Genomic DNA, 23,059 nt, shown 5'->3' with positions numbered 1-23,059 from the left:
CTTTTCTAAAACTTCTCGATCATTAGGAATAAGTTGCGCGTATAATCCGTCATCGTCTGGATCATCCAGGACGAAAAAATCACGATCACGATAAAGATCGCCACGAGCTTCGGAACGAACGCGATCGTAGGCTCCTGAATCGAAGTCGTAGTCTGCAGAATCCCGATGATCAATCCCACCACAAGCGCGGTCAAAAGAATCGGAGAAGAAATCTTCAGCGTAATGTAAAGAGCATCCCGAATCAGGGTCATGGCGTCGAGTTCCGTCATTTATAACTCCTTACCAATTCGTAGACGATCAGGTTCCATCCGTCCACGAGAACGAACAGAATCAACTTGAACGGAAGACTCACCATAACGGGAGGAAGCATCATAAGACCCATAGAAAGAAGAGCGGAAGCGACCACGAGGTCGATCACGATAAACGGAATAAAGATGATGATCCCGATCCAAAACGCCTTTTTGATTTCGCTTAACATAAAGGCCGGAATCAGAACGTAGGACGGAACGTCGTCGAAGGATTCCACCTTCTCCACCTTTCCGATTTTTAAGAATAAGGCGACGTCCTTGGCGCCGGACGTTCCGATCTGACGCATCATAAATTCACGGATCGGGACCATTCCCTTTTCAAAGAACGCGTTCGTATCGATCTTACCTTCGAGATACGGAGTCAACGCGCGTTCGTTCACCGTGTTCAAGGTCGGAGCCATGATAAAGAACGTCATAAACAACGCGAGGCCCATCATCACTTGGTTCGGCGGGAGGTTCTGAATCGACAACGCCCTTCTTACAAAGTCGAGAACGATCACGATCTTCGTAAACGAAGTCAAAGACATCACGATCGCCGGAGCTAAGGAAAGAATCGTGACGAGAAACAAAACCATCAGAGACAAACTCGTCTCTCTCGGACTCTTCGCCTCGTTCACGTTGATGTTCAAGTTCGGGATCGGAATCCGAGTTCCCGCGGACTGCGCCTCCAAGGTGAAAAAAGAAGAACCCAAGGACAAACCCGTGACCAACAGCAGGATCCATGTTATGTTCTTTATAAGTTTTTTATGTCTCATTCTCACCTGAAAAAAATTCCTCAAATCCGATTTTTGTCCGCGTCATCTCAAATCGAAAAGCCCGCTTTCGAGCGAGCTTGTTTTTTCTTTGAGTTCGTCCAGTTTTTTGCGGGCTTGCCTTCGTTTCTCTTCCCGAGCCGCCCCGCCCTTTTCGCTCGTCTCCGGCGGACCCTCCTGGGTTCCGGAAATCCGAGAGTTTAAGTCCTTGATCTGTTCCAGGACCGTGACCAAAAATCCGCCTTCGGGCGGTTGAAAGCTTTCTTTCTTCTGAAGAATTCGATGCTTCACTTCCGGATCTTCGATCTCCGTGATCAGATTGATTCCGTTATCCGCCACACCGAGAACCAAAAGTCTTCCGGAAACTTCCACGATCTGAAGCTGCTTGTTCGGTCCGAGCATCAAACTCGAAAGAACGTTCATCTCGCCGCGGACCGGCAAACGTCCTTCCCGATTTTTAGATACGTATTTTAGAATATAGTAAAGCGCTGCACAGAGAAGTCCCAGAATGAAAACGACCCGAAACAAAGTTCCCGCGATTCCCGGCCCGTCGTCGCTCGGACGATACCGTTCTTCCACCGGATTCGGTTCCGTCGAGGTTCCGCCTGTATTCGTCTTCTCAGAGGAAGAATTCGCCGAAGCGTCGGATTTTTTTTCGGTTCCGGAAGACTCGCCATTCTTCTTTTCGTCTTTGGAAGAAGCGGATTGTCCGGATTGTCCTAATTCTTTTTTGAGAGCCTCGTCCATAAGCTCGCGCTCGGACTGGGCCTGCAAAGAAACAAAAGAAAAGCTGAATATAAGAAAAACGGAAAGTAGGAACGCGGCCTTCCTTCCGTTTGCCGGGAAGGATTCTAAGAATTTCACTTGCCCTCCGGCTTGATCCGATCGGTAGGACTTACGATATCCGTTACGCGCACCCCGAAGTTTTCGTCGATGACCACGACCTCGCCCTTGGCGATCAGCTTTCCGTTGACCAACAGATCCACAGGCTCGCCCGCGAGTTTATCCAACTCGATGATCGAACCTTCTCCCAAACCCAGAATGTCCTTGATATACATCTTGGTTCGACCGAGTTCCACGGTGACGCTCATCTGAACGTCCATAAGAAGGTTCAAGTTCGGCGTACTCGAAGCACCGCTTGCGGTTCCCAAATTTGGAAACGCGACCGACTTGACGGACATGGAACCGGCGGACATTCCCATTCCACCCATGCCGCCCATTCCCATTCCACCCATATCTCCGCCGCCGCTTCCGGAACGACGATATAGGTTCAAAAGATCGGACGCAGTGGAAAGGGAGAGAAGAAACTGAACTCGAAAGGAAGGAATACTTTCGATCGTTAAATTGAAAAAGACTCGAACGATACTTTCCCCGTCCGGCAGCACCAAAGCTGCAGGAGAAGTTACGTTTCTCGTTTCAGAAGGAGATCCGTTGACGCCTCCTCCGGTTTTTGTACTGATCTGGGAAATCAACGCACCCATCACCGGAGTCAGAGAATCGCGGAGAGTCTGCATCTGTGCTTCGTCCAATTCTCCCGAATCAAAACCGCCCATCATAGAATTGGCGATCTTGACCGCGTTTTCGGCGGACATCGCAAGAACCACTCTTCCGTTTACGCTTCCGGATAACGTGGAATATAAAAGAAAAGAACCTGATTTTAATTCGGACTCGACGTCCTTACGCGATCTTGTTTCCACATTCGGATTTAAGAATGCGGAGGAACGGGAGAGAACGGCGCCTAACGTGTTCCCGGCGACTTGAAAACAGGAAGCAAGAAGATCGGACAGGATGTCCCTGTCCACGGGAGACATTCCCGGAACTTCTTTTTGTGCGGCCGCAGAAGCTACCGCCCCCGGATCAAACGTATCGCTTGCACCGGCTAATAATGCGTCAATTTCTTCCTGTGAAAGGGAACCTTCGCCCATTTTGGGAACTCTCCCGGGAATTTTAGTTAATGGGACATAAGAAAAGAGTTTTTGTCACCTCATTTTTTTCGTCCCAACTTGATTCCACCCGTTTTTCGGGTTAAAACAACCTTTTTTTCGAAAAACGCCCTTCGTCGTCGGGCTCAAAGAGTGAGGTCGCCCCCCAATCCGTCCGCGAGCATTCTTAAACCGTCGAAGGAATAAATTCCGGTTTGATGATTGTCGCTCCATACCGGATTGATCGCATATCTTCCGACCTTGTTGATCGAATAGAGTTTGATCGATTGAATTCCGCCGGTGGTAGTTCCCACTTTTCCTCCGTGTCCGCCCTTGCAGACGACGCACGGACAACGTTTGCGGAGATCCAAAAGCTCGAAGGTGGACGTAACTCCGTCCTTCCAGGTGATCTTCAGATGATTGTCGTCGAAATCGATCTGATCGGGAGTGGTTGCTTTTAAGCTGAGTTGAGTCATTTTGGTTGAGTTCCTACATTTCCAAGATCTCGCGATTCCGTGTGAGTTCCTACATTTCCCGAATTTGCAGGAGTTCCCACACGTTCCCCGATTTCAATAAAGAATCACTTCGGAAGTTTGCACTTCTTCGCCAAAAACTTCCCGATCGGAGTTCCATACGTGATCTTTTCGTTCACGGAAAGCGTCTCGAATTGGAACGTATCTTTTTCCATCAAAAGAATCACGGTCGATCCCATCTCAAACCGTCCGAGTTCCGCACCCTTGTCGATCATGATCGAAACGTCCTTATATTCGACGTTTCTCGCGGTCCGAATGAGCGTGTTTGTCACGATCTTATTGTCGTAGGTCACGCGGATTCTTCCTACGTTCGACGCTCCGACTTTGATGACGGCGACTTTCCCGTATTCGGTTTGCAGATACGTAATCAATCGTTCGTTTTTCGGAAAGAGCCCTCGAATCCCGAAAACCGCAAGTTCGTTCACCGGAAATAATTTTCCGGGCTCGTAGTAATACCCTAAGATTTTTCCGTACGCGGGTGAATGGATTCTATGATAATCCTGCGGAGAAAGATAGAACGTGATGTATTTTCCGTTCGTAAAGTCGTCGATGTATTTCGACAATCCCCCGCCCAGAAGTTCCTTGAGATTGTAATCCACTCCCTTGGCTTGGATGATGATTCTCTGATTGATATCCCCGTATCCGGTAACTCTCGCGTCGACGGGAGAAACCATTTCATTATCCGCGGAATCGATGATTCTCGCTTCGGCTTTCAAGGCTCTCGTAAAGAATGCGTTGAGGGAATTGTATTCCTGAATTTCAAGTTCCGCTTCGTCCAGATTGATCTTATACGCCCTTGCAAACGCCTTCAGAACGGGAATCATCACAAAACGCGGAAGACGGGAAGAAGCCAATAATCCGAACAAACGGGAAAGAAGATTCTTAGGTACAAGAGAAAGAACGAGAAGATAAAAGTCCTTCAACACTTCATAGCGCGCGCCGCTTTCCGTTAAAAAACGTTTCAACTCGGTCCTTGCGATCTTCTCAAGCAAAACGAGAGAAATCAAAACCGGAACGGCGGTGATGATCGACAAGGAATATCCCAAACCGAACGCTTCGAACACGATCTGTTCCCCGTTCTTCACATACAAATAGGCGGCCAAAAGAATCGTCACGAGAAAGAGCATTCGAAAGAAGTTCGCGAATTTTTCTCCGAACACATAGAGCGCGTTTTGTTCTCCGGTATAAAACCAACCCGTGATCGATACGACTCCCAAAAGCAGAAACGAGCCGAAGAACGCCATGTTGATCGGATTCGTATGTCCTTGAAAAAGAGCGTTCACAAAAAGAAGCTGCTCTTCCATCTTAAACGCTCCGTAAGAAGAAAGAGCGTAGATCACGAGAGTCGATACCACGAATCCTTCGAAGAAAGTCGCAAGCATGCTCACGAGTCCTTGTTTCGCGGGATAATCCGTTCTTACAACCCCGGACAACCCTGCGCTTTTCCCGATTCCCGTTTCGGTGGAAACGAAGAAGATTCCGGAAGCGGTACTGAAGGTTCTTGCGAGAACGAAACTTCCTCCCGCGATCGCGGTCAGCGGCTGAAACGCATCCTGAAACGAAAGCCAGAGAAAGTCCTTGAAGTTCATTAAGGAATTCTTAAATAGAAAGAAGTAACCGGAAAAAAACAGAAGGATCGCGATCGGAGCGAGATACGCGGAAACTTTTCCCACCCTTCTTACGCCGCCTAACACGATAAATACGAGAATCACGGACAACAAAAACGGAACCGTCATTCCGCTGACTTCGAACGCACGATTGGCGATATGGGTTACATACAACATCGGAACCGCGCCGCCCATAACGAGAACGGTCAAAAGTCCGGCGATCGCAAAACTCACCGCGAGCCATCTCGCTTTGAGAGCGCTTTCGATAAAATACATCGGGCCGGAAAGATATCTTCCCGAAGCGGTCTTGGTTCTAAATCGGATCGCAAGAGTCGAAGAAACGAATCGGAGAGGCATGATAAAAAAGGAAGAAATCCAAATCCAGAAGAGAACCCCCGGACCGCCGATCATCAGAGCGAGGGCCGAACCGATCACCGCCCCCGGAACGAGTGAGGACGCTGTTCCGGAAAAGAAAGCCTGCGAGTGAACGAGCCTTCCCCGCGAACCTTTGTAGTCCATGTTGCCCGAAAAAATTTTTACGGCGAGAAAGAGGAACCGAATCTGGGGGAACCGGAGTCTGAGTGTCAGATAGATTCCGATAAAACTCAGGAAGTAGAAATACGGTTTGAGTAAATCCCAATCAAAGAACTGAAAAAACTGAAATTGCAACATGTCTCCGCCCAATACGAAAGAAAATCCGCTTTTTATAGAAGTCCTTGCTAGAAATCCTGTAATCATGCGCGCTACCAGCAAAATTTTCGGGATCTCATTCTGTGTTGTACTTTTTTTCCAGCTTCTCCCCGCCCCTTCTTCCTCTTTGAACGCCGAAACGGAGCTTCCGAAAACGAAGTCTCATTCCCGCAAACCCGCGCTCGAAATTCCTCCCGAAGAGGAATCGTATTGGGAACTCGGACTCCGCGCCGGAGTCGGATACAAGGGAGAAGACAGGCTCAATTCTTTTCTGCGGGGATTTACGGATACGTACGATCCGAGGGTCGCTTCCAAAACCAAGCTCGACCCGCCGTCGAACGTTTCTCAGGGAGAATTGTTTTTGCGTAGAAAGATCGCGCCCGAGAGTCAAATCGGTTTCATCGGAGGTTATCGCGAATGGCAGAAGTTCGGATTGAAACAGGTTTCGTCCGAACCGTTTTACACCGATCTGACCTTTAAACTTTCCAATCCGTACTTTCTTCTGATGTATTGGCACGAATGGAATTACAAACGATGGATCTTTCAAGGCGGACTCGGAGCCGGAATGTCGCAAGTATATTGGGACACGAAAGGATACGCGACTTCGGGAAGAGAAACCTTTCGACAAGAAGGCTCTTTGACCGGAACCGGAATCGAATTTCGTTTGGAAGGTTCGGTCAATCGAAGAATCACCGATTCCACGAGCCTTCAACTGGGGATCGCGCTTTCCTGGATCAACATTCCTTCCTTAAACGGAACGTTCAATGGAGAATCAGCCAGCTTTTATTTGAGGGAAGACGGACGGGTCACTCCTCTGACAGAATCGAACAATCAAACCGCGATCTTGGTTACGAATCAATTTTCACGCAAACTGGAGTTCCAAGTCTTGACTACGACCTTGTTTTTCGGAGTCGCACAGAAGTTCTAAACGTCGAAGGAAGTTTTTTCCCGTTTGTATCGAAGCGGTTTTTTCAGATATTTAATCAGAAGAACCCGGTTTCCTTTTTCGTTAAACCGAACGATATCGAAGACGCGTCTCGTCATCACGATTCCCCGTCCGTGCGTCAAACTCGTTTCGTTCAGTTTTTCGATATCTAAGTTTAGAATTTTCTTATAATCAAAACCTTCTCCCTCGTCCGAGATCAGAAATCCGATCCTGCGGGCGTTGAGAGAATACGAAACCTTTACGGTTCGATAGTTGTAGAACGGTTCCTTTTGTCTTTTTTGGATGAATTCGAGATAACGACCTTCGGCGAGCGCCTCGGTTTTTTCGTCGAAGCTGATCGCAAGATTTCCGTGTTCGATCGAATTGATGACGATCTCCCGGATGCAGGTCCGAATCGCGATTACGATCTCGGTTCCGACGAAACTGGAAAGATTGACGGTTAAAAGTCGGCTTAACAGATCCGCGTTCCGCAGATAGTTGTTGAGAGTAAAGTGCATGGATTCGCTTACGATGAACTTCGAAAGAATATCCTCGTCGAGTTCATAAGCCTTTCCTAATATTCCTTTCCGATCGCCCAAATCCAAGAGCTGAAGACGAACCCGAATCTGCCTCGGCTCCAAAACGAATTTCTGTCTGAACTCGACCGCGAACTCCGAACTTTTCCCGGTTCGCAAGAGTTCGTCGATCTTATCCTTCGCCAAAATTTTTGCGTAGGCGGCGTCCCCGCCGGTTGGAACGAAGATCAGATCTAGAAAATCCCAACCGATCACCTCTTCCGGATCGAAACCGAGAAGTCTCCCGATGGCCTTGTTCGCGTTTCGGATTCTCCCGTTCGTATCCATCGTGAAAAGGAATTCCTCCGATTCTTCGAAGAGATTCTTAAACCGTTTTTCGGATCGTTCGGCGACGAGTTTGGTGGAACCGAGTTCTTTGATTTTCGCGGACAAAACCTTGGACAAAACTTTTACACGGTCCGCAAGACCCAACCCCATTAAAACGACATGAAACAGGGACGCGATCTCGATGACCCAAAATTTTAAACCGAAGTTGCGGAACCAACCGCTGTGCAAAAACAAAAATAGAATCGATCCTAAAATCAGAATTCCCCAGGCGGAAAGAAAATACGACGCGTTCCCTTGATTCCAAGCGATGCTTCGGATTCCGTTGATAAACAAAAGAATCACGCACGCGAACGTGCAAAACAATCCGATCCAAATTCCGAAACGTTCGGGAATCCAAAGAGAAACGAACGCGCAAGTCAAGAATACCGCTTGCGAATATTGGAATATACGATGAGAGATTTTAGAACGGTTTTTCAAATCCAAATATACGTTCACGAACAGACACATCAAGGTCAGGCAGATCAAAAGAAAAAACGGAACGCAAGCATTGGTCCAAGCGACCCAATTCGGCCAGAGAATCTGAAATCCGAACCCTTCCAAAACGAATTGAAATAGGGAAAATCCGAAGATGTAGATCGCAAAGAAGAAATAACTTCTTTCTTTTGTGGAAGCGAACAAAAGAAGATTGTAAAGCGCCAGAACGAGCATCGCTCCGAAAAACAATCCGAAAAAGAATTGTTCGTAGATCACCTTTTGATAAAATCCGAGCGCGCCGTAGTAACGCAGGGAAAGCTGGATTCTCGAATCGGATTTGATCCGTAAAAAAACGGACTTCTTGGTTTTCGGAAGACCGACCGAAGGAAAGGCCGGGTTGCGGTATTGAATCGGTCTAACCCCGAACGGAATCGAATCCCCCGCCCTGTAAAACGGGGCTTCCCCTTTTTTTACGTCGTAGTATTCGACCAAATCCGCGTTCGGATATTGATATTCCACGATCCATCGGATCGGCTGCGCGGAGGAATTCTCCACGTTCAACCGTATCCAAACGGAAGCATTCGTATATCCTAAAGAGCTAATATTCCCGGAATTGAATTTACCCTGATCCGCCAAAGCCCGGATCTGTTCGAAACCGAGTTCGTTCGTAAAGTCCTCGTAGTATTCGAAGGAATCCTCCGATCCCACGGACGAATCGTCCAAACGAACCAAATCGATCCCGAACGCAGGAACGGAAAAAAACAGAAAACCAACGGCGAAGATTTGAAATAACTTTTTGAACATGAATGCGACTCGTCGATTCCCCAATCAAACCATGATTTCAAATTCTCTCCCGGCTTCAACACCGGTTCAAAGAAAAAACAGGATCCAACCGATCAGCGCCGTTCCGATCGGCAACAAGATCGTCCATATTCTTCCCAACGTTCTTCCGTCAAGAACCAATGCGGTATGTTTGAATCCGTAAAAGACGTATAAAATGACCGGTAGAATTTTCCAAAGTTCGAGCGCGCCCGATTTGAAAAATCGAACCAATGTTAGGGACAAAACGGTCCAGAAAACGAATTCCGTAACGCCGAACCATTTCCGAGCCGACGGGACGACCGGATCGAATTTCAGATAACGGCTCCGATCTACTTCTTCGGGAATCAAAGACGGTCCGATGCTCGCGGGTCTCCAACCCGGCGGTTTAAGAAGAAGGAGAAGCTTGTCTTTAACGTTAGGCGCCTTTCGCATTAACGAAATAAGCTCCTCGTATACGTGCAAGTTCGTATAAACCGGATCGAAGGTCGTGACCGGTTTCGTTAAACCGTAGACCGGTTCCTCCTCTTCTCTCGCAAACGATCCGAAAATCCGATCCCAGAAAATGAGGATTCCTCCGTGGTTCTTGTCGATATATTTCGGGTCCCTTCCGTGATGAACGCGATGATGAGCCGGGGTCACGAGTATTTCCTCTAAAAAACCTAACTTTCCGATCAGTCTTGTGTGAACCCAGAACTGATAGATCTTTAAAATTCCGTGCGCCAAAAGAAACGCCTGCCAAGGAACTCCGCAGAACGCGATGCTGAGATTGAAAGCGTATTCGAAAATTCTTTGAAAGCTGGATTGACGCAAGGCCACGGAAAGGTTGAATTCCTCGCTCGAATGGTGCGTAACGTGACAAGCCCAGAGGAAATTGACTTCGTGGGTGGCACGGTGAAACCAGTAATACACGAAATCCACCGCCAGAAATACGAACACCCATCCCGCAAAATTCCTAAGATCCCCATGAAAACCGGTTGCATCCTTCCAAATCGGCGCGCCCAGAGGAATTTCGGGAATCCCGAACAAAGTCTGCAAAGAGTAGTATATTCTAAACTTCTCATATACCCAAAGCGAAGCGATGGTGACGAGAACCCCCGTCAGAGAAAAAAGGATTCCCGTGCTTAAATCGGCGACCGTATCGTTCCACCGATAGACTTTTTTACCGGAGATCCCGGAATAAAAAACCTCCACTCCGATCAGGAGCAGAAAGAAAGGCACCGCTAAGTCTATAATGGATCCTTGCATACGATCAACCGTTTTGATTTAAGAATTTTGCGATCTTGCGAATGATGAATCGAGGGGTTATCCGGACGCTCTGCGCCAAAATTTTGTTCAAAGTTCCCGAGATCACGACCGGCTTTCCTTTTTTCAAGGCGGCGTATCCGATTTCCGCTACTTTTTTCGCGCTCATGATCGGGGCCATCGGATTATTCAGAAGTTTCGATTTCGTGATTTCGGCTCTTTCAAAAAATTCGGTTTGGGTAGGACCGGGACAAAGAGTGGTAACGGTGACTCCGTCCTTATACACGTCTTCGTAAATCGCTTCCGAAAGAGAAAGTACATAGGCCTTTGTCGCATAATAATTCGCCATGTTCGGTCCGGGTTGAAACGCAGCGGTAGACGCGACGTTCAGAATTTTTCCGCTCTTGCGTTCCACCATACCCTGCAAAAAGAGATGGGTCAACTCGGCGAGAGAAGTGACGTTGACTTGGATCATCGCGAGTTCTTTTTTCAGATCCATCTTGTCGAATCTTCCGCTCGTCCCAAAGCCCGCGTTGTTCACGAGGACTTCCACGACCGCCTTGGATTTTTTCGCGAAGTCGAAAATTTTCTTCGGAGCCTGGCGGTCCGCAAGATCCACGGAAAGCGTATCCACTTTCACTTTGAAAGACGATTCGATTTCCTTCTTTACCGATTTGAGCGTTTTTTCGTTTCTTGCGACGAGGATAATATCGTATCCGTCTGCTGCGATAAGTTTACTGAGTTCGTAGCCGATTCCGACCGTTCCGCCCGTGATGATTGCCGTTCTTGCCATTTGCACTTTTCCTTTTGTCGGTCGAAAATATTCCCGGGAAAAAAGAGAGAAAGACTTTTTTCAAGCGAAATCATCGATTGAGATCGGGATCGAGTTTTAGAGAAGACTCTCGGCAAAGTGAAAAGGAAGAGACACAAAAAAAGCCGCCTGGTGTTTTTCCAAGGCGGCTTTCGTTTAAGATCGTTCGTAGTCGTTCGACTACTTTGGAGGAAAGATTCCCTGAACTAGTTTCACTACGCTCTCTTGAAAGTTCGGCTTTACGATATCCGCATACGTCCAAGGAACAAAGATGCTGGAAATCCGTTCGCTTTCTCCGCTTTGAACTTCGATCAGCTGCAAGCGAACGCCGACGATAGATCCCGCTTCGAGACTGGAAGTGGTACGCGTTTGAGTCGTAGTTCCCCCTCCGCCTCCGGAATTATTATTGTTGTTGTTCTGCTGAACCGAAATCGTTTTCGTAAACAATTCGTTGCCAGGCGTGCTGTACGCATACGGAACCAAAACGTATTCTATGTTTTTCTTTTTCAGTTCGTCGCGCAGACCGGAACTCAAAGGAACGAAAGGATTCTTGAACGTCTTTTGAATTTCCGGCGTTAAGCGTTTTTCGTCCTTTTCATCCAGATACTGTACCGAAGGATTCTCAGTGGAAAGAACGTTTTTCAGAGTGGAATATAAGGTTCCTTCCAGAAACATTTTGAAACTTTTACGAGCGGGAGAATCCTGAAATTGTTTTCGGGGATCCACGGAAATCTCGACGATTCCGTCTTTCGACTTCGGCTTGCTCAGCGCATTCTTTCTTTGACTGTCTTGAAACGGAGTGTGATACACGTCTTCCGAAATGTAATCGCTGTAATTCGGCAAAATCAGAAGAATCTTCGAACCTTTTACGTCCTTTCCTTCCGCTAAATAATCCGCTTTATAATGCGAAAAAGAAATACAATTCGCGAGAATCAGAGCGGAAGCTCCCAACATTATGGTTATAGATCGATTCAATTTCATCTTAATTCTCCAAAACTTGCATGAGCATTGCGTCGATCTGTTGGTTGGATTCTTCCACGCCGCCGGAACCGAGAACGGAACGGATCGTGCGGATATTTTTTCCGGACTTCAGGTCTACGACGAAATAAGTCATAGTATAATTTTCTAATACTGTTTTTCCGATATAAACGGGAAGCGCGATAAACCAAACGTCGGTTACGGAAACGGTCGGTCTATAGTCCAAAAGAACCGGAAGGATCGCGTAATCTTCCTTCAACTTTAAACCTTTAAAATCCCCTTCCAAACCTTTTAGATCTTCTACAAAGAAGTCATCGTTGGTTTCGATGGGCTGCATTCCCGTAACGTTCGCCATTGCAGGATCGCTCATGGCCCTTACCATCGCCGCTTGCAAAAGTTCCTTACCGGTTGCTAATGCGACCCTTGCCGATTTTTCTCTTTCCCAAACGGATGTATAAATCTTGGAAAGAGACTTCGTGAACGCCGCGTCTTTCAAGGACTTCTTAATATCAGCAGGAGTCGACTGAACGTAAGCAGATCGACTCGCCTTCAATGCGTCCAATCTACCGTCAATCTCGTTGCCCACCGCAGCGGCCGGATAGACGTTCAACGTAGGAAGGATCGCCCATTTTTTCGTTTTCAACTCGTTCAGCTTCGGAGAAGGAACGGAAGAATACACTCTCGCTCGATAGGGAACGTTAACGCAGGCCGCACTGATAAAAAGTGCGCCCATCAAAATCAAAGTCAGTTTTACACTTCTTTTCATATTAGTTCGCCACCTTTGCGCTTAACAGGCCGTCTACGAGAATCGAAGCTAACTTTCTTCCTCTTGCAGGTCCGTTCACGGGAGAATCTTCGGAAGAGATGAATTCTTGAAAAATTAAATCCGCCGATTTGAGTTGAATCAAGGAAATGGAATGAAAAATTCCTCTTCCATGTCCGACACTGGTCGAGATAACCGCACCGGAACCGAAATACATAAATGAATCCGATTTAGGAAACGCGTCTTCGTCGGAATATACTACGATCACATTGTCCGTACCGAGTGCGCTCGCTAATTTCGCAAGAACAGCGGGGTTGGCCTTTAATGCGACCGGATCGTGCAAGTTGAGTTTTGCGATGTCGGAATCGAGCTTGGCATCCTGGATTCTTTTGCGGCTTTCTCGAAAGGAAATGAGTTCTAAGCCCTTTTCATCTTTGAGTTCCTCTTCGAATTCCTTCAGGAATATCTTTTCATCCACATAACCGTATCGTTTTACGAGATGGTTTTCATGAACCAATGCAACCTTTCCCTCTAATTGGACGGTGGGTTGCGCTTTAAATTGTTTTCCAACCCGAAATCGATGACAGTTGCTTAGGAAGGAGACTGCTACCGGAATCAGGATTAGAAACAGAACGAGTTTTTTCAGTTTCATACAATCCTTTTGCTCAATGATGAGTTTGTGGCATGTTATAAACTGCGATCATTGATTGAACACTATTTTTTCTAATCAGGAAATCGAATAGGATGCAAAATTTCACTTTTCCAGTCTACGGTCGATTTTCAAATTCTACCCACTTCTATACTCTTGCGGACCAAACTCGGACATTCTCCCCAAAAAACACTTTCCAAACCGAAGCGATCGATCAACTTCCTTTCCATGATCAAACTGCATGGCGCAAGCATCAGCAATTACGTAAATAAAGTAAAGTTAGGGATCTTAGAGAAGGGATTGGAATACGAACAAATCAGGGTGGCTCCCTCGCAAGAAGAGGATTTCTTAAAGATCAGTCCTATGGGAAAGATACCGGTCTTGGAACTCGACGGAAAATTCATATTCGAATCGGGAGCTATTTTAGAATTCTTAGATACGATTTACCCGCAAGAACCCAAGTTACTTCCGAACGATCCTTGGGAAGCGGCCCGAGTCCGGGAAATCACGACGATCGTCGAAACCTACATCGACATTCCCGCGAGAAGAATTTATCTGCTCTCGACCAGAGGAAAAACGATCGCACCCGAATTGATCGAAGAAATCCATCCGATCCTGATCAAAGGAGTAAAAGCCCTTCAAAGGGTGGTGCGATTTTCTCCGTATATCGCGGGACCAAATTTCACTTTGGCGGATTGTTCCGCGTTCGCAAACTTAAGCGTGATCGACGAAGAACTCAGGTCCATCTATCCGGACAATCATCCTTTGGATCAACTCGCGGGTTGGAAAGAATACTACGAATTTATGAAAACGAAGGAAGGACCCGCGCTTGTGGAAAAGGAAAAACAAACTCTTCGAAAAATTCTCGCGCGAGCGAAAGCGAAAATCGATTAGAACGGAAATTCTTACCCGGTTTCTTCCAAAATTGATTTGACTCTCCCGGTACGGGAAATAGCCTGCTCTGGTCTTTATGGAACCAGAAAAAGTAATTTCGATCCCGATCCGGGAACTTCCCCACCTCAAAGTTCTCTTGGCCGGCTGGTATAATTTTCTAAAAGAAAGCTACGATCAAAAAGTGATCAACCAGAACGAATTCAAAGACGCACTCAAAAGCAACGTGGTTTACAATATCGATCAGGACCAGGTCGAAGTGTTGTTGGCGGGAAAGGAATCCCTGCTCCAAAGTTTCAGAAAAAGCCTTTCCTAACTCGAATCCTAAGCCGCGTTTTTCAATCCGTACAATTTGAGAAGGGACCCGACTTCGGGATCTCTTCCTAAAAACCGTTTGAAAAGAACCATCGCGTTTTCGCTTCCACCCTTCTCTAAAATTTCCGTAAAGTATGCGTTGCTCAGCGAAGCGTCGAACACACCTTTGTCGACGAACGCGAAGAATGCGTCCGCACTCATCACTTCGGCCCATTTGTAGCTGTAATACCCTGCGGCGTATCCTCCCGAAAAGATATGGGAGAATCCGTTTTGAAACCGGTTGTATTCCGGCGGAATCACGACGCTCACTTCCTTTCGGACGTTCTGAAGAATGGAATGAACTTCCTCTTCGGTATGACTTTTTTCGTGAATGAGAATGTCGAAGAGGGAAAACTCGAGTTGTCTTACGATTCCCATCGCGGAAAGAAAATTCTTCGTTTCTTTGAGCTTTGCGATCATCGCATCGGGAATCGTTTCTCCGGTTTGATGATGTTTGCCGAAGATTTTCAGAACGCTCGGCGCATGCGCAAAGTTCTCCAGAAACTGCGAAGGAAATTCCACCGCGTCCCATTCGACTCCGTTGATTCCGCTGACCGGAGGTTCTTCGATTTTCGTGCAGAGATGATGCAACGCGTGGCCCATCTCGTGAAAGAAGGTGACCACGTCGCTGTGTTTCAAAAGAGAAGGAGAAGTCGCCGTGGAAACCGGAAAATTGCAGACCACGAACGCAGTGGGAAGAACTTCCCGATCTGCGATCCGATTTCTGGAATACCAGTTGTGCATCCAAGCCCCGCCCTGTTTGTCCTTGCGCGCTTCGAGATCCAGATACAAACGGGAAAGAAGTTTTCCGTTCTTGTATAAATCGAATACCTGCACCTTATCTTCCCAGACGAGCGCGGATGTTTTGCGGAATTCCAAACCCAAAAGTTGATTCAAAAATTGGAATGTTCCCGAAACGACTTTTTCTTTCTCGAAATACGGACGGGTTTGTTCCTCGTCGAAATCGAAACGGGCTTTCATCAGTTTTTCGCTGACAAAGGCGGTATCATACGCTTGTAAAGAATCGATTCCCAAAGTCTTTGCGAAATTCGCAAGATCGGTAAATTCCTGTTCGGCGATCGGTTTCGCTTGTTGGGCCAAGTCGCGCAGGAACTTCAAAACCGTCGTTCCCGAATCGGCCACCTTGGTCGCTAAAGACAATTCCACGTAATTGGGGTACCCTAACAGTTTTGCGAGTTCGCTGCGAAGAGCCAGAATCTTTTCGATCAGAATTCCGTTTTGAGGAGCCTTGGTCGTATACGCTTTGTATAAGGTTTCTCGAATGGAACGATTCGGACCGTGCGTCATATACGCGATGTAACTCGGCATCTGAAGGGTAAAACGCCATTTTCCGTCTTCCGTTTTGGCCGCGTTCAGGTCGGATTCCGGAATTCCTTCCACGTCCTCTTTGCGGTCTAGGATCAGTTCGAACGCGTTGGTCGCATCCAAAAGATTTTGCGAGAATTGATTGTCCAGGTCGGAAAGAGAGATTTGAATTTCCTGGATTCTTTTTTTGATTTCCGGTTCGAGACCGATCCCGCTGAGTTTAAACTGTATGATGGAATCTTGAAGTACTTTTTTTCTCGGTCCGTCGAGAGTTGCTTCTTCCTTCTTTAGAATTTCCTGATATGCCTGATTGAGTTCCTCGTTTTGACCGAGATCGGAATAAAACGCGGTGATTTCCGGAAGCACTTCCGTATAAAGCGCCTGGATTTCTTTGGAATTCTTTACGCTGTTCAAGTGAGAAAGAACGGTGAATTCGATCTGCATTTCCTGCACGAGGTCGTTCAAAGGACGAATGACGTGATCGTACGTTCTTTCTTGTTTCGAAAGAAGGATCGGAAGTTGTTCCCGGATCGTCTTGATTTTTTCTAAGATTTCGTTTTTAGTGCGTTCGGGGGCGTTCGCTTTGAATTCTGGCAACATCAAAGTCAATCTCGTTCTCCCCTTGCGAAAGTTCATCCACTTTTTCCGGTTTGACTATCAGCCGCCGCGTTTTAAAACACGAATCTATGTTTGTACGATACATTCTTCCATTCGGAATCCGGATTCTTCTTATAACCGTAACCGGCACGGCTTGTTCCGGTCCCAAGAACGAATTGCCGACATTCTCCCCCAACTTGGAATGCTCCGAAAAAGAAATCCCTCTTTTGATCCAACCCGCGCACGACATCGAAGACGGCAACCGATTGGAAGTCGTTTATTGCAACCAAAGGGAAACTCCTTCCGGAAAACGGATCGAACTCAGTCTCGTCTTTCAAGACGAACGACATCCGGCGAAATGGAAGGATGTCCTTTATAGAATCTACCGCGGATTCAAATACGGAAGAAACAAGGACATTGAAAGCTTCCGTCTTCAATTTTCAAAAACGGGAGAATTGTCCACGGTTCATTTAAAGAACGTCTACTCGGGCGATCAAAGATTCAACGAAGATCCGGTGCAACACTTCGATTCCGTTTTAAAAGCCGAACAACTTAGGAAGGAAGAAGGAAAGCCGGTGTTATTCATCAACACATGGAATCACATGTTTTCGGAAAAGGATCAGAACCCGGAACTCGCCAAGAAAAAACTTCAGGGAATCGAACTCAGAACGGGGAGCAGAGAGGAATTGGACGCGTTTTATCAGGGAAAATAAACTTTTCCCTTGGATCGCAGACAAAACACTGGAAAAAACCGAAAAAGATCAAGAGGCCTTTAGTCATGACAAAAGTTCCAAACAAACCTTTTGCGGAGCTGGCTCCGAGCACTGCAGTATCCAAGGATCAAGTAAAACGCAATATTTACGGAAGATATCTGGAAGAATTCACCGAAGGTGAAATTTTCGAACACCCGAGAGAGATCACGATCGATCGAGCGTTCGCGCAAGAATTCGCAACCACCTTTATGGATGCGAATCCTCTTTTCTTATCCGCGGCGTACGCACAAGCGCACGGTTTTCAGGACATGCTGGTTTCCTCTCTTCAAGTTTTCAACATCGCGCTTTCCCTCGGAGTTCAGAACGATTCCGAAAAAGCGCTCGCGAACCTCGGTTACTACAACGTTCAATTTTTAAAACCCGTATATCCCGGCGATACTCTTTCCGCGAAAACCAAAATTCTCAAAGTGGACGACAAAGGACCGGACAAACCGGGAATCGTAAGCGTTCGCACGATCTGCTTAAACCAAAAGAAAGAATTGGTTCTTCAGTATGAAAGAAAGATCATGATCTATCAATCCAACGGAAAACCGAAAGGAAGTCCGAAGCCGGTGATCAAAGATGCGTTCTTTCCGGAAACCGACGCTCCCGTCATCGAACTTCCCGCTCTGAAATTTCCTACCGAATTCAAATCGGCGACCTGGTCCGATACGTATTTCGAAAATTTCAAAGCCGGTCAGATCTACATCCATCAAAACGGAAGAACGATCACCGACGAACATTTCCCTTGGACCTACAGAGTCGGAAACACGCACCCGCTTCACTACGATAAACTTTACTCCGCGGGAATTTCCGGACCGATGGGCGGCGAACCCGTGGTTTACGGAGGACTCGTCTTCGCGTGGTTATGCGGAATGGCTTCCAGAGACATCACGGAAAACATGATCTGGGATCTCGGATTCACGGAAGGATATCATACACAACCTTCTTTCAGCGGAGACACGGTAACTGCGATCACGAGAGTTCTTTCCGTGGAAGACCGCGGAAACGATTTCGGAATTCCCGCAGGAGCGGTTCATCTGCAAATCATCGGCTTGAAAAACATCAAGGCGAACGACGCGTTCGAGAAGTTCGGCGAAGATCTGTTCTTAAAGGAAAACGATAAGAAGAAACACGGAAAAGAAAAACTTCCCGAAAAGATCTTCGAAATCGAAAGAAAGATTCTCGTTAAGAAAAAGGGTTAATTCTTTCCAACGTTTCGACGGCATCCGCACGGAGTTACAAACGTGCGGGGAGACGATTACGAACGCTTCCGGTAAAACGGGAGCGTTTTTTATTGGAACAATTTCGAATCACGAAGATTCTGATCTACGCTGCCCCGCCACAAAAAAATTCGGAATGCGTTTCGCATAACGCGGGTTCACCGGAATTGGAAAATTCATTTTTTGAATGGTACAATTTCGGTTTGTCAACGTAAAATTTTCAACATTTGGTCCGACAAACCTTCACGAAATAGAATTGCTTTCTGTAACGGGTATCGCAAGGAGCAACGACAGATTGAATCTACAATTTTGTCTTCCAATCCTAAAAACAAAACGAGCAAAAAGAATTAGCCTTTCTTCCCTCCTAAAACCTCTTGCATCTCTCCTTTCAGCTCTTGTAGATATTCGGTTTTTCCCGTAATTCGAAAAAGCTGGGAACTTCCCTGAAACAGCTTGAGAATCTTTTTTGCCGCGGCGTGGCAATCCAAGGAAGAATCCAGATTTCCTTTTTTCTTTTCGGATTCGAAGTAGGATTCGAAAATTTGAATCCAACCGTGCAGAATTTTTTCCGCCACGAGTTCGAAGTCCTCGTTCTTCTCTTCTACGCTGTTTAAAAAGCGCGCAATGGGACATCCGATGAACTTACCGCTCTTCACCTGTTTCAGCAAAAGGGAATTCCAAGTATGAACGAATTCTTCCCAAGTTTCTGCGCGATCCATCATTCTTTGCAGACCGTTCTCGAAATTCTCCCCTTGGAGCTTTAGATATTCGAGAGCGATCTCTTCTTTGGATTGAAAATAACGATAAAAGCTGGCCTTGTGAGTTCCGGAATCGGCGATCAGCTGATTGGTGGAAGTCCCCGAATATCCGCGGTGGTAAAAAAGATCGAGCGCGGAGGTCATCAAACGATCGTATGGATTGCTCTGCTTATCGAGATTGGAAGCCATTCTAAAGAATCAGAATATCAACCCCCGAAAAAAGTTCAACAAAAACCGAAAAAAATGATAGACTAAATAGTCTATATCGAACTTTTTCAGGATAGACCGCATAGTCTACCAAGGAGATTTACATGTCCGAGCTGATTCTCACGGAAAAAAAAGGACACATTCTTCACATTATCATCAACCGACCCGAGGAAAGAAACGCGTTCAATGTAGACATGCTCTACGCTCTGAGCCGCGCCTACGACCAATTGGAAGCGGACCCCGAAATCCGAGTCGGTTTGGTTTATGCAAACGGAAAACATTTCACTCTCGGCCTCGACTTAAAGAATGTCGCGGAATTTTTAAAGAAAGAAAAGCGCTTCCCTCTTCCACCCGAAAGCGTCAATCCCTGGGGAACCACGGGTAAAACCAAAACGAAACCAGTCGTAGTGGCCGTACACGGAATGTGCATCACCCTCGGAATCGAATTGATGCTCGCGAGCGACATTCGCATCGCCGCCAAACGCACGTTATTCGGTCAAGTCGAGGTGCAAAGGGGAATCTTCCCGTTCGGAGGAGGAACAATGCGCTGGCCCGCGCAATGCGGTTGGGGAAACGCGATGAAATACATTCTCACCGGAGAACCGTTTGAGGCGGACGAAGCGCTTCGGATCGGACTCGTTCAGGAAGTCGTAGAAAAAAGCGAACTCATCGAAAGAGGAATTCTACTCGCCGAAAAAATCGCGGCGCAGGCGCCGCTTGGGGTTTATGCGACTCTAAAGTCGTCCCTCGAATCCGTTTTATACGGAGAACCCAAGGCGGCCGAAAATCTTTTTCCGCAGCTTTTGGAATTGATGGATACGCAGGATGCGGAGGAAGGACTCGCCTCGTTCGTGGAAAAAAGAAGCGCTGTATTTCAAGGAAAGTGAACTTACTTTGAAACGTTCTTACGAAGTTTTTCAATTTTTAGATCAGAGATAAGGTGAATTATGAAACGAATCGTATTCAAAAAGAAGCATGTATTAGAATGGGAAAACGTTCCCGAACCTAAGATTCAAGGCGCAAATCAGGCGATTGTAAAACCGATCGCGGTTTCGCGCTGCGATCTGGATCTTCCCATCGTAAACGGTTACACGTTGTTTCGACCGGGAATTCCGATCGGACACGAATTCGTGGGAACGATCGAAGAAACCAGTCCCGAAATCGCGGCTGAATATCCGAAAGGAACCAAGGTAATCATTCCGTTTCAGATTTCCTGCGGACTTTGTCCGGACTGTACGGGCGGTCGTTCCAAGGCCTGCACTTCTATCCCGTATGCGAGCCACTACGGAATGGGACCGTCCGCAAAGGAATTCGGAGGAGCTTTATCCGAAAGAATCTGGATCCCCTTCGCCAAACAGATGTTAATTCCTATGCCTTCGAATATGGACGCGATCGCACTGGCTTCGATCAGCGATAATATCGTCGAAGCGTGGAAACTGGTGGGACAGTGGCTTGAGAAAAAACCGAATTCTCCCGTGATGATTTTGGGCGGCTTAGCCTCCAGTATCGGCTTGTATTCGGCTTCGCTCGCGGTCGGAATGGGCGCGTCCGAAGTTCTGTATTTGGACAACGATCAGGAAAGACTCAAAATTGCGGAGAATCTGGGTGCGACCGCGGTTTCCTATACGACTCTTCCCAAGGCCTGGGAGAAAAAATTCCCGTTGATCGCGGATTGTCACGGACTGAAAGAAGGAATGGACTTCGGATTAAAATCCCTTTCCACCGAGGGAGTGTACGGTTCCGCATCGATCTTCTGGACCAATAAATTAGAAATTCCTTATTTAGATTTGTATAATACGGGTGCGACTTTGAAGATCGGACGGGTGGATTCGAGAGAACATATTCCCCATATCCTGAATAAGATCTCCGAAAAGAAAATCGAACCGGAAAAGATCGTAACCAAAACCTGTTCGTTCGAAGAAGCGGCCGAGGCTTGGCTTGAACCGGCGATCAAGCTCGTCGTGAAAATGGACTCCTAACCTTGCGGAATTTCGTTGCTTCTTAGATTGATCGCGGTTTAAGGAGCAACTTCTTTTTGAGTCCTTTGTCGGAGGTACGACAAAAGAAATCGTGGTTGTAAAAAAAGTGTTTTTTTGATAAGGAGATTTGTCCGGATTCTTCCCGCCGCCTCTCCACCACCACCCGAGCCTGGGTGGGGCCGCCTTTGCTTACTACAAGACTTTGTCGGAACCCCGACCAATTCTTACTTTTCCAGAGTGGCGCTCATGGAACCTTTTGAATTGCTCATTCTCGGGTCGGCGCCGTAGGTCAGGATTCTTTCTTGAACGTGTTCCGCGTGTTCGAATTCTCCCGAAAAAACGACGGTGCGTTTTTCCTGATCGACTTGAACCGCGTGTAAAAAAGCTTTTTCGACGGTCATCGTGCAGATTTCCATCAGCATTTCGATAACGTATTCGTAGGTATGTTCGTTATCGTCCCAAAGAACCACTCTCCAAGGTCCTCCGGTCGATTTCGTGGACTCCTCGGTAATTTCATTTAAGTCAGGAGTTTGTGTGCCCGCCATCTCGCTAATCAACCCAGGAAAATTTGAGTCAAAGGATTCTTTCGGAAAACTCTTCCGCTCCTTCGTTCTTCTTTTAAAAAGAAAAAAGAGTAAGCGAAAATCCGTTTAAGTCAAGTCATCCGATCTTATTTTTTGAGAGCGATCGCCTTTTTCGCGGTTTCGACGATGTTTTTGGAACGGAGACCGAAGTAGTCCAAAAGTTCCTTCCAAGTTCCGGACTTTCCGAATTGATCCTTCATTCCCACCTTCAAAACGTGAACCGGATATTCTTCCGACAAGAACTCGCTAACCGCGGAACCCAATCCGCCGAGAACGTTGTGCTCTTCACAAGTAACCACGGCTCCGCATTCTTTTGCGTATTTTAAAATCGCATCTTTATCGATCGGCTTGATCGTCGCCATATTCAGAAGAGTCGCGTTGATTCCTTCTTTCGCCAATTCTTCCGCGGCCTTCATCGCCTCATTGACCAAAACCCCGTTTGCGATGATGAGAACGTCTTTTCCTTCTCTCATCACTTCGGCCTTTCCGATCTGAAATTTATAATTTTCGCGTTCGATCACGGGAACGTTCGGACGGCCTACGCGCACGTAAACCGGACCCTTATAATCCGCAATCGCATGAATGATTTGTTTGCATTCGTTGTAATCCGAAGGACAGATCACGGTCATCTCCGGAATGACTCTCATGATCGCAAAGTCTTCGATACATTGGTGAGAAGCTCCGTCCTCTCCTACGGTAACGCCGCCGTGAGAAGCCACAAGTTTCACGTTCAAAAACGGATAAACGACGCTGTTCCGAACGATTTCCCAAGCTCTTCCCGAAAGAAACATCGCAAAGGAAGAAGCGAACGGAACCAATCCGGACAATGCCAGGCCGGCCGCGTGACCGACTAAGTTCTGTTCGGCGACACCCACGTTGAAAAAACGATCCGGGTAGCTTTTCGCAAACTTATTGGTTTTTGTGGAGCCGGAAAGATCCGCGTCCAGGACGACTACGTCCTGACGGGAAGCTCCCAGTTCATGCAATGCGTCCCCGTATCCGTCACGGGTTGCTTTTTCGGTAGCAGTGGATGTACTCGGAGCTCCCAT

General features: G+C 47.1%; 23 protein-coding genes. 7 read left to right on the top strand and 16 right to left on the bottom strand.

All coding sequences use genetic code 11. The features are described 5' to 3' along the window. Positions 1-5 precede the first annotated feature (5 nt). From fliQ to asd, 6 genes are all read right to left on the bottom strand, one after another. A complete protein-coding gene (gene fliQ / locus DLM76_RS12885; RefSeq protein WP_010574483.1) occupies positions 6-269 on the bottom strand; it encodes a flagellar biosynthesis protein FliQ in 264 nt (87 codons plus the stop codon). Then, on the bottom strand, positions 266-1,063 hold the full coding sequence (fliP, locus tag DLM76_RS12880) for a flagellar type III secretion system pore protein FliP (protein ID WP_174714583.1): 798 nt from the start codon (positions 1,061-1,063) through the stop codon (positions 266-268). Before fliP ends, fliQ begins: the two co-directional genes overlap by 4 nt. Before the next feature lie 42 nt (positions 1,064-1,105). Then, entirely contained in the window at positions 1,106-1,924 is an 819-nt protein-coding gene (gene fliO / locus DLM76_RS12875) for a flagellar biosynthetic protein FliO (protein WP_118955904.1), read from the bottom strand. Further along, the gene (gene fliN, locus DLM76_RS12870) at positions 1,921-2,985 is read right to left on the bottom strand and encodes a flagellar motor switch protein FliN (RefSeq protein ID WP_118965444.1); all 1,065 of its coding nucleotides are present in this window, start codon (positions 2,983-2,985) and stop codon (positions 1,921-1,923) included. The genes fliO and fliN overlap by 4 nt, the downstream gene beginning before the upstream one ends. Positions 2,986-3,128: 143 nt before the next feature. Beyond that, positions 3,129-3,458, bottom strand: coding sequence for a DUF971 domain-containing protein (locus DLM76_RS12865; RefSeq protein ID WP_118955906.1), 330 nt, complete (start codon positions 3,456-3,458; stop codon positions 3,129-3,131). A gap of 104 nt (positions 3,459-3,562) precedes the next feature. After that, positions 3,563-5,794, bottom strand: a complete 2,232-nt coding sequence (asd, locus tag DLM76_RS12860; RefSeq protein ID WP_118955907.1) for an archaetidylserine decarboxylase — start codon at positions 5,792-5,794, stop codon at positions 3,563-3,565. 64 nt (positions 5,795-5,858) lie between these two features. Between asd and DLM76_RS12855 the strand changes: the two genes are divergently transcribed. Continuing rightward, positions 5,859-6,740, top strand: a complete 882-nt coding sequence (locus DLM76_RS12855; protein ID WP_118965600.1) for an LIC_11366 family protein — start codon at positions 5,859-5,861, stop codon at positions 6,738-6,740. Here the strand turns inward: DLM76_RS12855 and DLM76_RS12850 are convergent. The 6 genes from DLM76_RS12850 to DLM76_RS12825 all read right to left on the bottom strand — a co-directional run bounded on the left by DLM76_RS12850 (position 6,737) and on the right by DLM76_RS12825 (position 13,342). Further along, the gene (locus DLM76_RS12850; RefSeq protein ID WP_118955908.1) at positions 6,737-8,878 is read right to left on the bottom strand and encodes a 7TM diverse intracellular signaling domain-containing protein; all 2,142 of its coding nucleotides are present in this window, start codon (positions 8,876-8,878) and stop codon (positions 6,737-6,739) included. The genes DLM76_RS12855 and DLM76_RS12850 overlap by 4 nt on opposite strands. A gap of 66 nt (positions 8,879-8,944) precedes the next feature. Next, positions 8,945-10,141, bottom strand: a complete 1,197-nt coding sequence (locus DLM76_RS12845) for a sterol desaturase family protein (protein WP_118965443.1) — start codon at positions 10,139-10,141, stop codon at positions 8,945-8,947. A 4-nt stretch (positions 10,142-10,145) separates the two neighbouring features. Next, on the bottom strand, positions 10,146-10,931 hold the full coding sequence (locus DLM76_RS12840) for an SDR family NAD(P)-dependent oxidoreductase (RefSeq protein WP_118965442.1): 786 nt from the start codon (positions 10,929-10,931) through the stop codon (positions 10,146-10,148). 198 nt (positions 10,932-11,129) lie between these two features. Further along, positions 11,130-11,930, bottom strand: coding sequence for a hypothetical protein (locus tag DLM76_RS12835; protein WP_118965441.1), 801 nt, complete (start codon positions 11,928-11,930; stop codon positions 11,130-11,132). Position 11,931: 1 nt separating this feature from the next. Next, the gene (locus DLM76_RS12830; RefSeq protein ID WP_118965440.1) at positions 11,932-12,693 is read right to left on the bottom strand and encodes a hypothetical protein; all 762 of its coding nucleotides are present in this window, start codon (positions 12,691-12,693) and stop codon (positions 11,932-11,934) included. 1 nt (position 12,694) lies between these two features. Then, positions 12,695-13,342, bottom strand: coding sequence for a hypothetical protein (locus DLM76_RS12825; protein WP_118965439.1), 648 nt, complete (start codon positions 13,340-13,342; stop codon positions 12,695-12,697). Between the two features lie 225 nt (positions 13,343-13,567). On the opposite strand from DLM76_RS12825, the gene DLM76_RS12820 reads away from it, so the two are divergent. Then, complete coding sequence (locus DLM76_RS12820) at positions 13,568-14,233, top strand: glutathione S-transferase family protein (RefSeq protein ID WP_118965599.1); 666 nt, start codon at positions 13,568-13,570, stop codon at positions 14,231-14,233. A gap of 76 nt (positions 14,234-14,309) precedes the next feature. Next, positions 14,310-14,546, top strand: coding sequence for a hypothetical protein (locus tag DLM76_RS12815; protein WP_118955914.1), 237 nt, complete (start codon positions 14,310-14,312; stop codon positions 14,544-14,546). Positions 14,547-14,554: 8 nt separating this feature from the next. Here DLM76_RS12815 and DLM76_RS12810 read toward each other — a convergent pair whose 3' ends face one another. Next, entirely contained in the window at positions 14,555-16,510 is a 1,956-nt protein-coding gene (locus DLM76_RS12810) for a M3 family metallopeptidase (RefSeq protein WP_118965598.1), read from the bottom strand. Between the two features lie 50 nt (positions 16,511-16,560). Between DLM76_RS12810 and lsa23 the strand changes: the two genes are divergently transcribed. Both lsa23 and DLM76_RS12800 read left to right on the top strand, forming a co-directional pair. Then, the gene (gene lsa23, locus DLM76_RS12805; protein ID WP_118965438.1) at positions 16,561-17,220 is read left to right on the top strand and encodes a surface adhesion protein Lsa23; all 660 of its coding nucleotides are present in this window, start codon (positions 16,561-16,563) and stop codon (positions 17,218-17,220) included. Between the two features lie 65 nt (positions 17,221-17,285). Next, complete coding sequence (locus tag DLM76_RS12800) at positions 17,286-18,464, top strand: MaoC family dehydratase (protein ID WP_118965437.1); 1,179 nt, start codon at positions 17,286-17,288, stop codon at positions 18,462-18,464. A gap of 365 nt (positions 18,465-18,829) precedes the next feature. On the opposite strand, the gene DLM76_RS12795 is transcribed toward DLM76_RS12800, so the two are convergent. After that, positions 18,830-19,429: a TetR/AcrR family transcriptional regulator gene (locus DLM76_RS12795; RefSeq protein ID WP_118965436.1), complete on the bottom strand. Its 600-nt coding sequence runs from the start codon at positions 19,427-19,429 to the stop codon at positions 18,830-18,832. A 122-nt stretch (positions 19,430-19,551) separates the two neighbouring features. On the opposite strand from DLM76_RS12795, the gene DLM76_RS12790 reads away from it, so the two are divergent. Both DLM76_RS12790 and DLM76_RS12785 read left to right on the top strand, forming a co-directional pair. Then, positions 19,552-20,334 (top strand): crotonase/enoyl-CoA hydratase family protein, encoded by a 783-nt coding sequence (locus tag DLM76_RS12790; RefSeq protein ID WP_118965435.1) that lies wholly within the window; start codon positions 19,552-19,554, stop codon positions 20,332-20,334. Between the two features lie 60 nt (positions 20,335-20,394). After that, positions 20,395-21,426, top strand: coding sequence for a zinc-dependent alcohol dehydrogenase (locus tag DLM76_RS12785; RefSeq protein ID WP_118965434.1), 1,032 nt, complete (start codon positions 20,395-20,397; stop codon positions 21,424-21,426). Between the two features lie 224 nt (positions 21,427-21,650). On the opposite strand, the gene DLM76_RS12780 is transcribed toward DLM76_RS12785, so the two are convergent. Together DLM76_RS12780 and DLM76_RS12775 are read right to left on the bottom strand one after the other, a co-directional pair. After that, complete coding sequence (locus tag DLM76_RS12780; protein WP_118956078.1) at positions 21,651-21,971, bottom strand: ATP-dependent Clp protease adaptor ClpS; 321 nt, start codon at positions 21,969-21,971, stop codon at positions 21,651-21,653. 125 nt (positions 21,972-22,096) lie between these two features. Then, complete coding sequence (locus DLM76_RS12775; RefSeq protein ID WP_118955920.1) at positions 22,097-23,059, bottom strand: transketolase family protein; 963 nt, start codon at positions 23,057-23,059, stop codon at positions 22,097-22,099.

Source organism: Leptospira yasudae (genome assembly GCF_003545925.1).
Classification (GTDB): Bacteria; Spirochaetota; Leptospiria; order Leptospirales; family Leptospiraceae; genus Leptospira; species Leptospira yasudae.
This window is presented reverse-complemented; position numbering and strand designations above follow the sequence as displayed.

What these genes read in the sequence shown, in the direction of transcription:
- fliQ (WP_010574483.1), bottom strand. Translation starts at nt 269, where the DNA reads ATGACGGAACTCGACGCCATGACCCTGATTCGGGATGCTCTTTACATT.
- fliP (WP_174714583.1), bottom strand. Translation starts at nt 1,063, where the DNA reads ATGAGACATAAAAAACTTATAAAGAACATAACATGGATCCTGCTGTTG.
- fliN (WP_118965444.1), bottom strand. Translation starts at nt 2,985, where the DNA reads ATGGGCGAAGGTTCCCTTTCACAGGAAGAAATTGACGCATTATTAGCC.
- DLM76_RS12865 (WP_118955906.1), bottom strand. Translation starts at nt 3,458, where the DNA reads ATGACTCAACTCAGCTTAAAAGCAACCACTCCCGATCAGATCGATTTC.
- asd (WP_118955907.1), bottom strand. Translation starts at nt 5,794, where the DNA reads ATGTTGCAATTTCAGTTTTTTCAGTTCTTTGATTGGGATTTACTCAAA.
- DLM76_RS12855 (WP_118965600.1), top strand. Translation starts at nt 5,859, where the DNA reads ATGCGCGCTACCAGCAAAATTTTCGGGATCTCATTCTGTGTTGTACTT.
- DLM76_RS12850 (WP_118955908.1), bottom strand. Translation starts at nt 8,878, where the DNA reads ATGTTCAAAAAGTTATTTCAAATCTTCGCCGTTGGTTTTCTGTTTTTT.
- DLM76_RS12845 (WP_118965443.1), bottom strand. Translation starts at nt 10,141, where the DNA reads ATGCAAGGATCCATTATAGACTTAGCGGTGCCTTTCTTTCTGCTCCTG.
- DLM76_RS12840 (WP_118965442.1), bottom strand. Translation starts at nt 10,931, where the DNA reads ATGGCAAGAACGGCAATCATCACGGGCGGAACGGTCGGAATCGGCTAC.
- DLM76_RS12835 (WP_118965441.1), bottom strand. Translation starts at nt 11,930, where the DNA reads ATGAAATTGAATCGATCTATAACCATAATGTTGGGAGCTTCCGCTCTG.
- DLM76_RS12830 (WP_118965440.1), bottom strand. Translation starts at nt 12,693, where the DNA reads ATGAAAAGAAGTGTAAAACTGACTTTGATTTTGATGGGCGCACTTTTT.
- DLM76_RS12825 (WP_118965439.1), bottom strand. Translation starts at nt 13,342, where the DNA reads ATGAAACTGAAAAAACTCGTTCTGTTTCTAATCCTGATTCCGGTAGCA.
- DLM76_RS12820 (WP_118965599.1), top strand. Translation starts at nt 13,568, where the DNA reads ATGATCAAACTGCATGGCGCAAGCATCAGCAATTACGTAAATAAAGTA.
- DLM76_RS12815 (WP_118955914.1), top strand. Translation starts at nt 14,310, where the DNA reads ATGGAACCAGAAAAAGTAATTTCGATCCCGATCCGGGAACTTCCCCAC.
- DLM76_RS12810 (WP_118965598.1), bottom strand. Translation starts at nt 16,510, where the DNA reads ATGTTGCCAGAATTCAAAGCGAACGCCCCCGAACGCACTAAAAACGAA.
- DLM76_RS12800 (WP_118965437.1), top strand. Translation starts at nt 17,286, where the DNA reads ATGACAAAAGTTCCAAACAAACCTTTTGCGGAGCTGGCTCCGAGCACT.
- DLM76_RS12795 (WP_118965436.1), bottom strand. Translation starts at nt 19,429, where the DNA reads ATGGCTTCCAATCTCGATAAGCAGAGCAATCCATACGATCGTTTGATG.
- DLM76_RS12790 (WP_118965435.1), top strand. Translation starts at nt 19,552, where the DNA reads ATGTCCGAGCTGATTCTCACGGAAAAAAAAGGACACATTCTTCACATT.
- DLM76_RS12785 (WP_118965434.1), top strand. Translation starts at nt 20,395, where the DNA reads ATGAAACGAATCGTATTCAAAAAGAAGCATGTATTAGAATGGGAAAAC.
- DLM76_RS12780 (WP_118956078.1), bottom strand. Translation starts at nt 21,971, where the DNA reads ATGGCGGGCACACAAACTCCTGACTTAAATGAAATTACCGAGGAGTCC.
- DLM76_RS12775 (WP_118955920.1), bottom strand. Translation starts at nt 23,059, where the DNA reads ATGGGAGCTCCGAGTACATCCACTGCTACCGAAAAAGCAACCCGTGAC.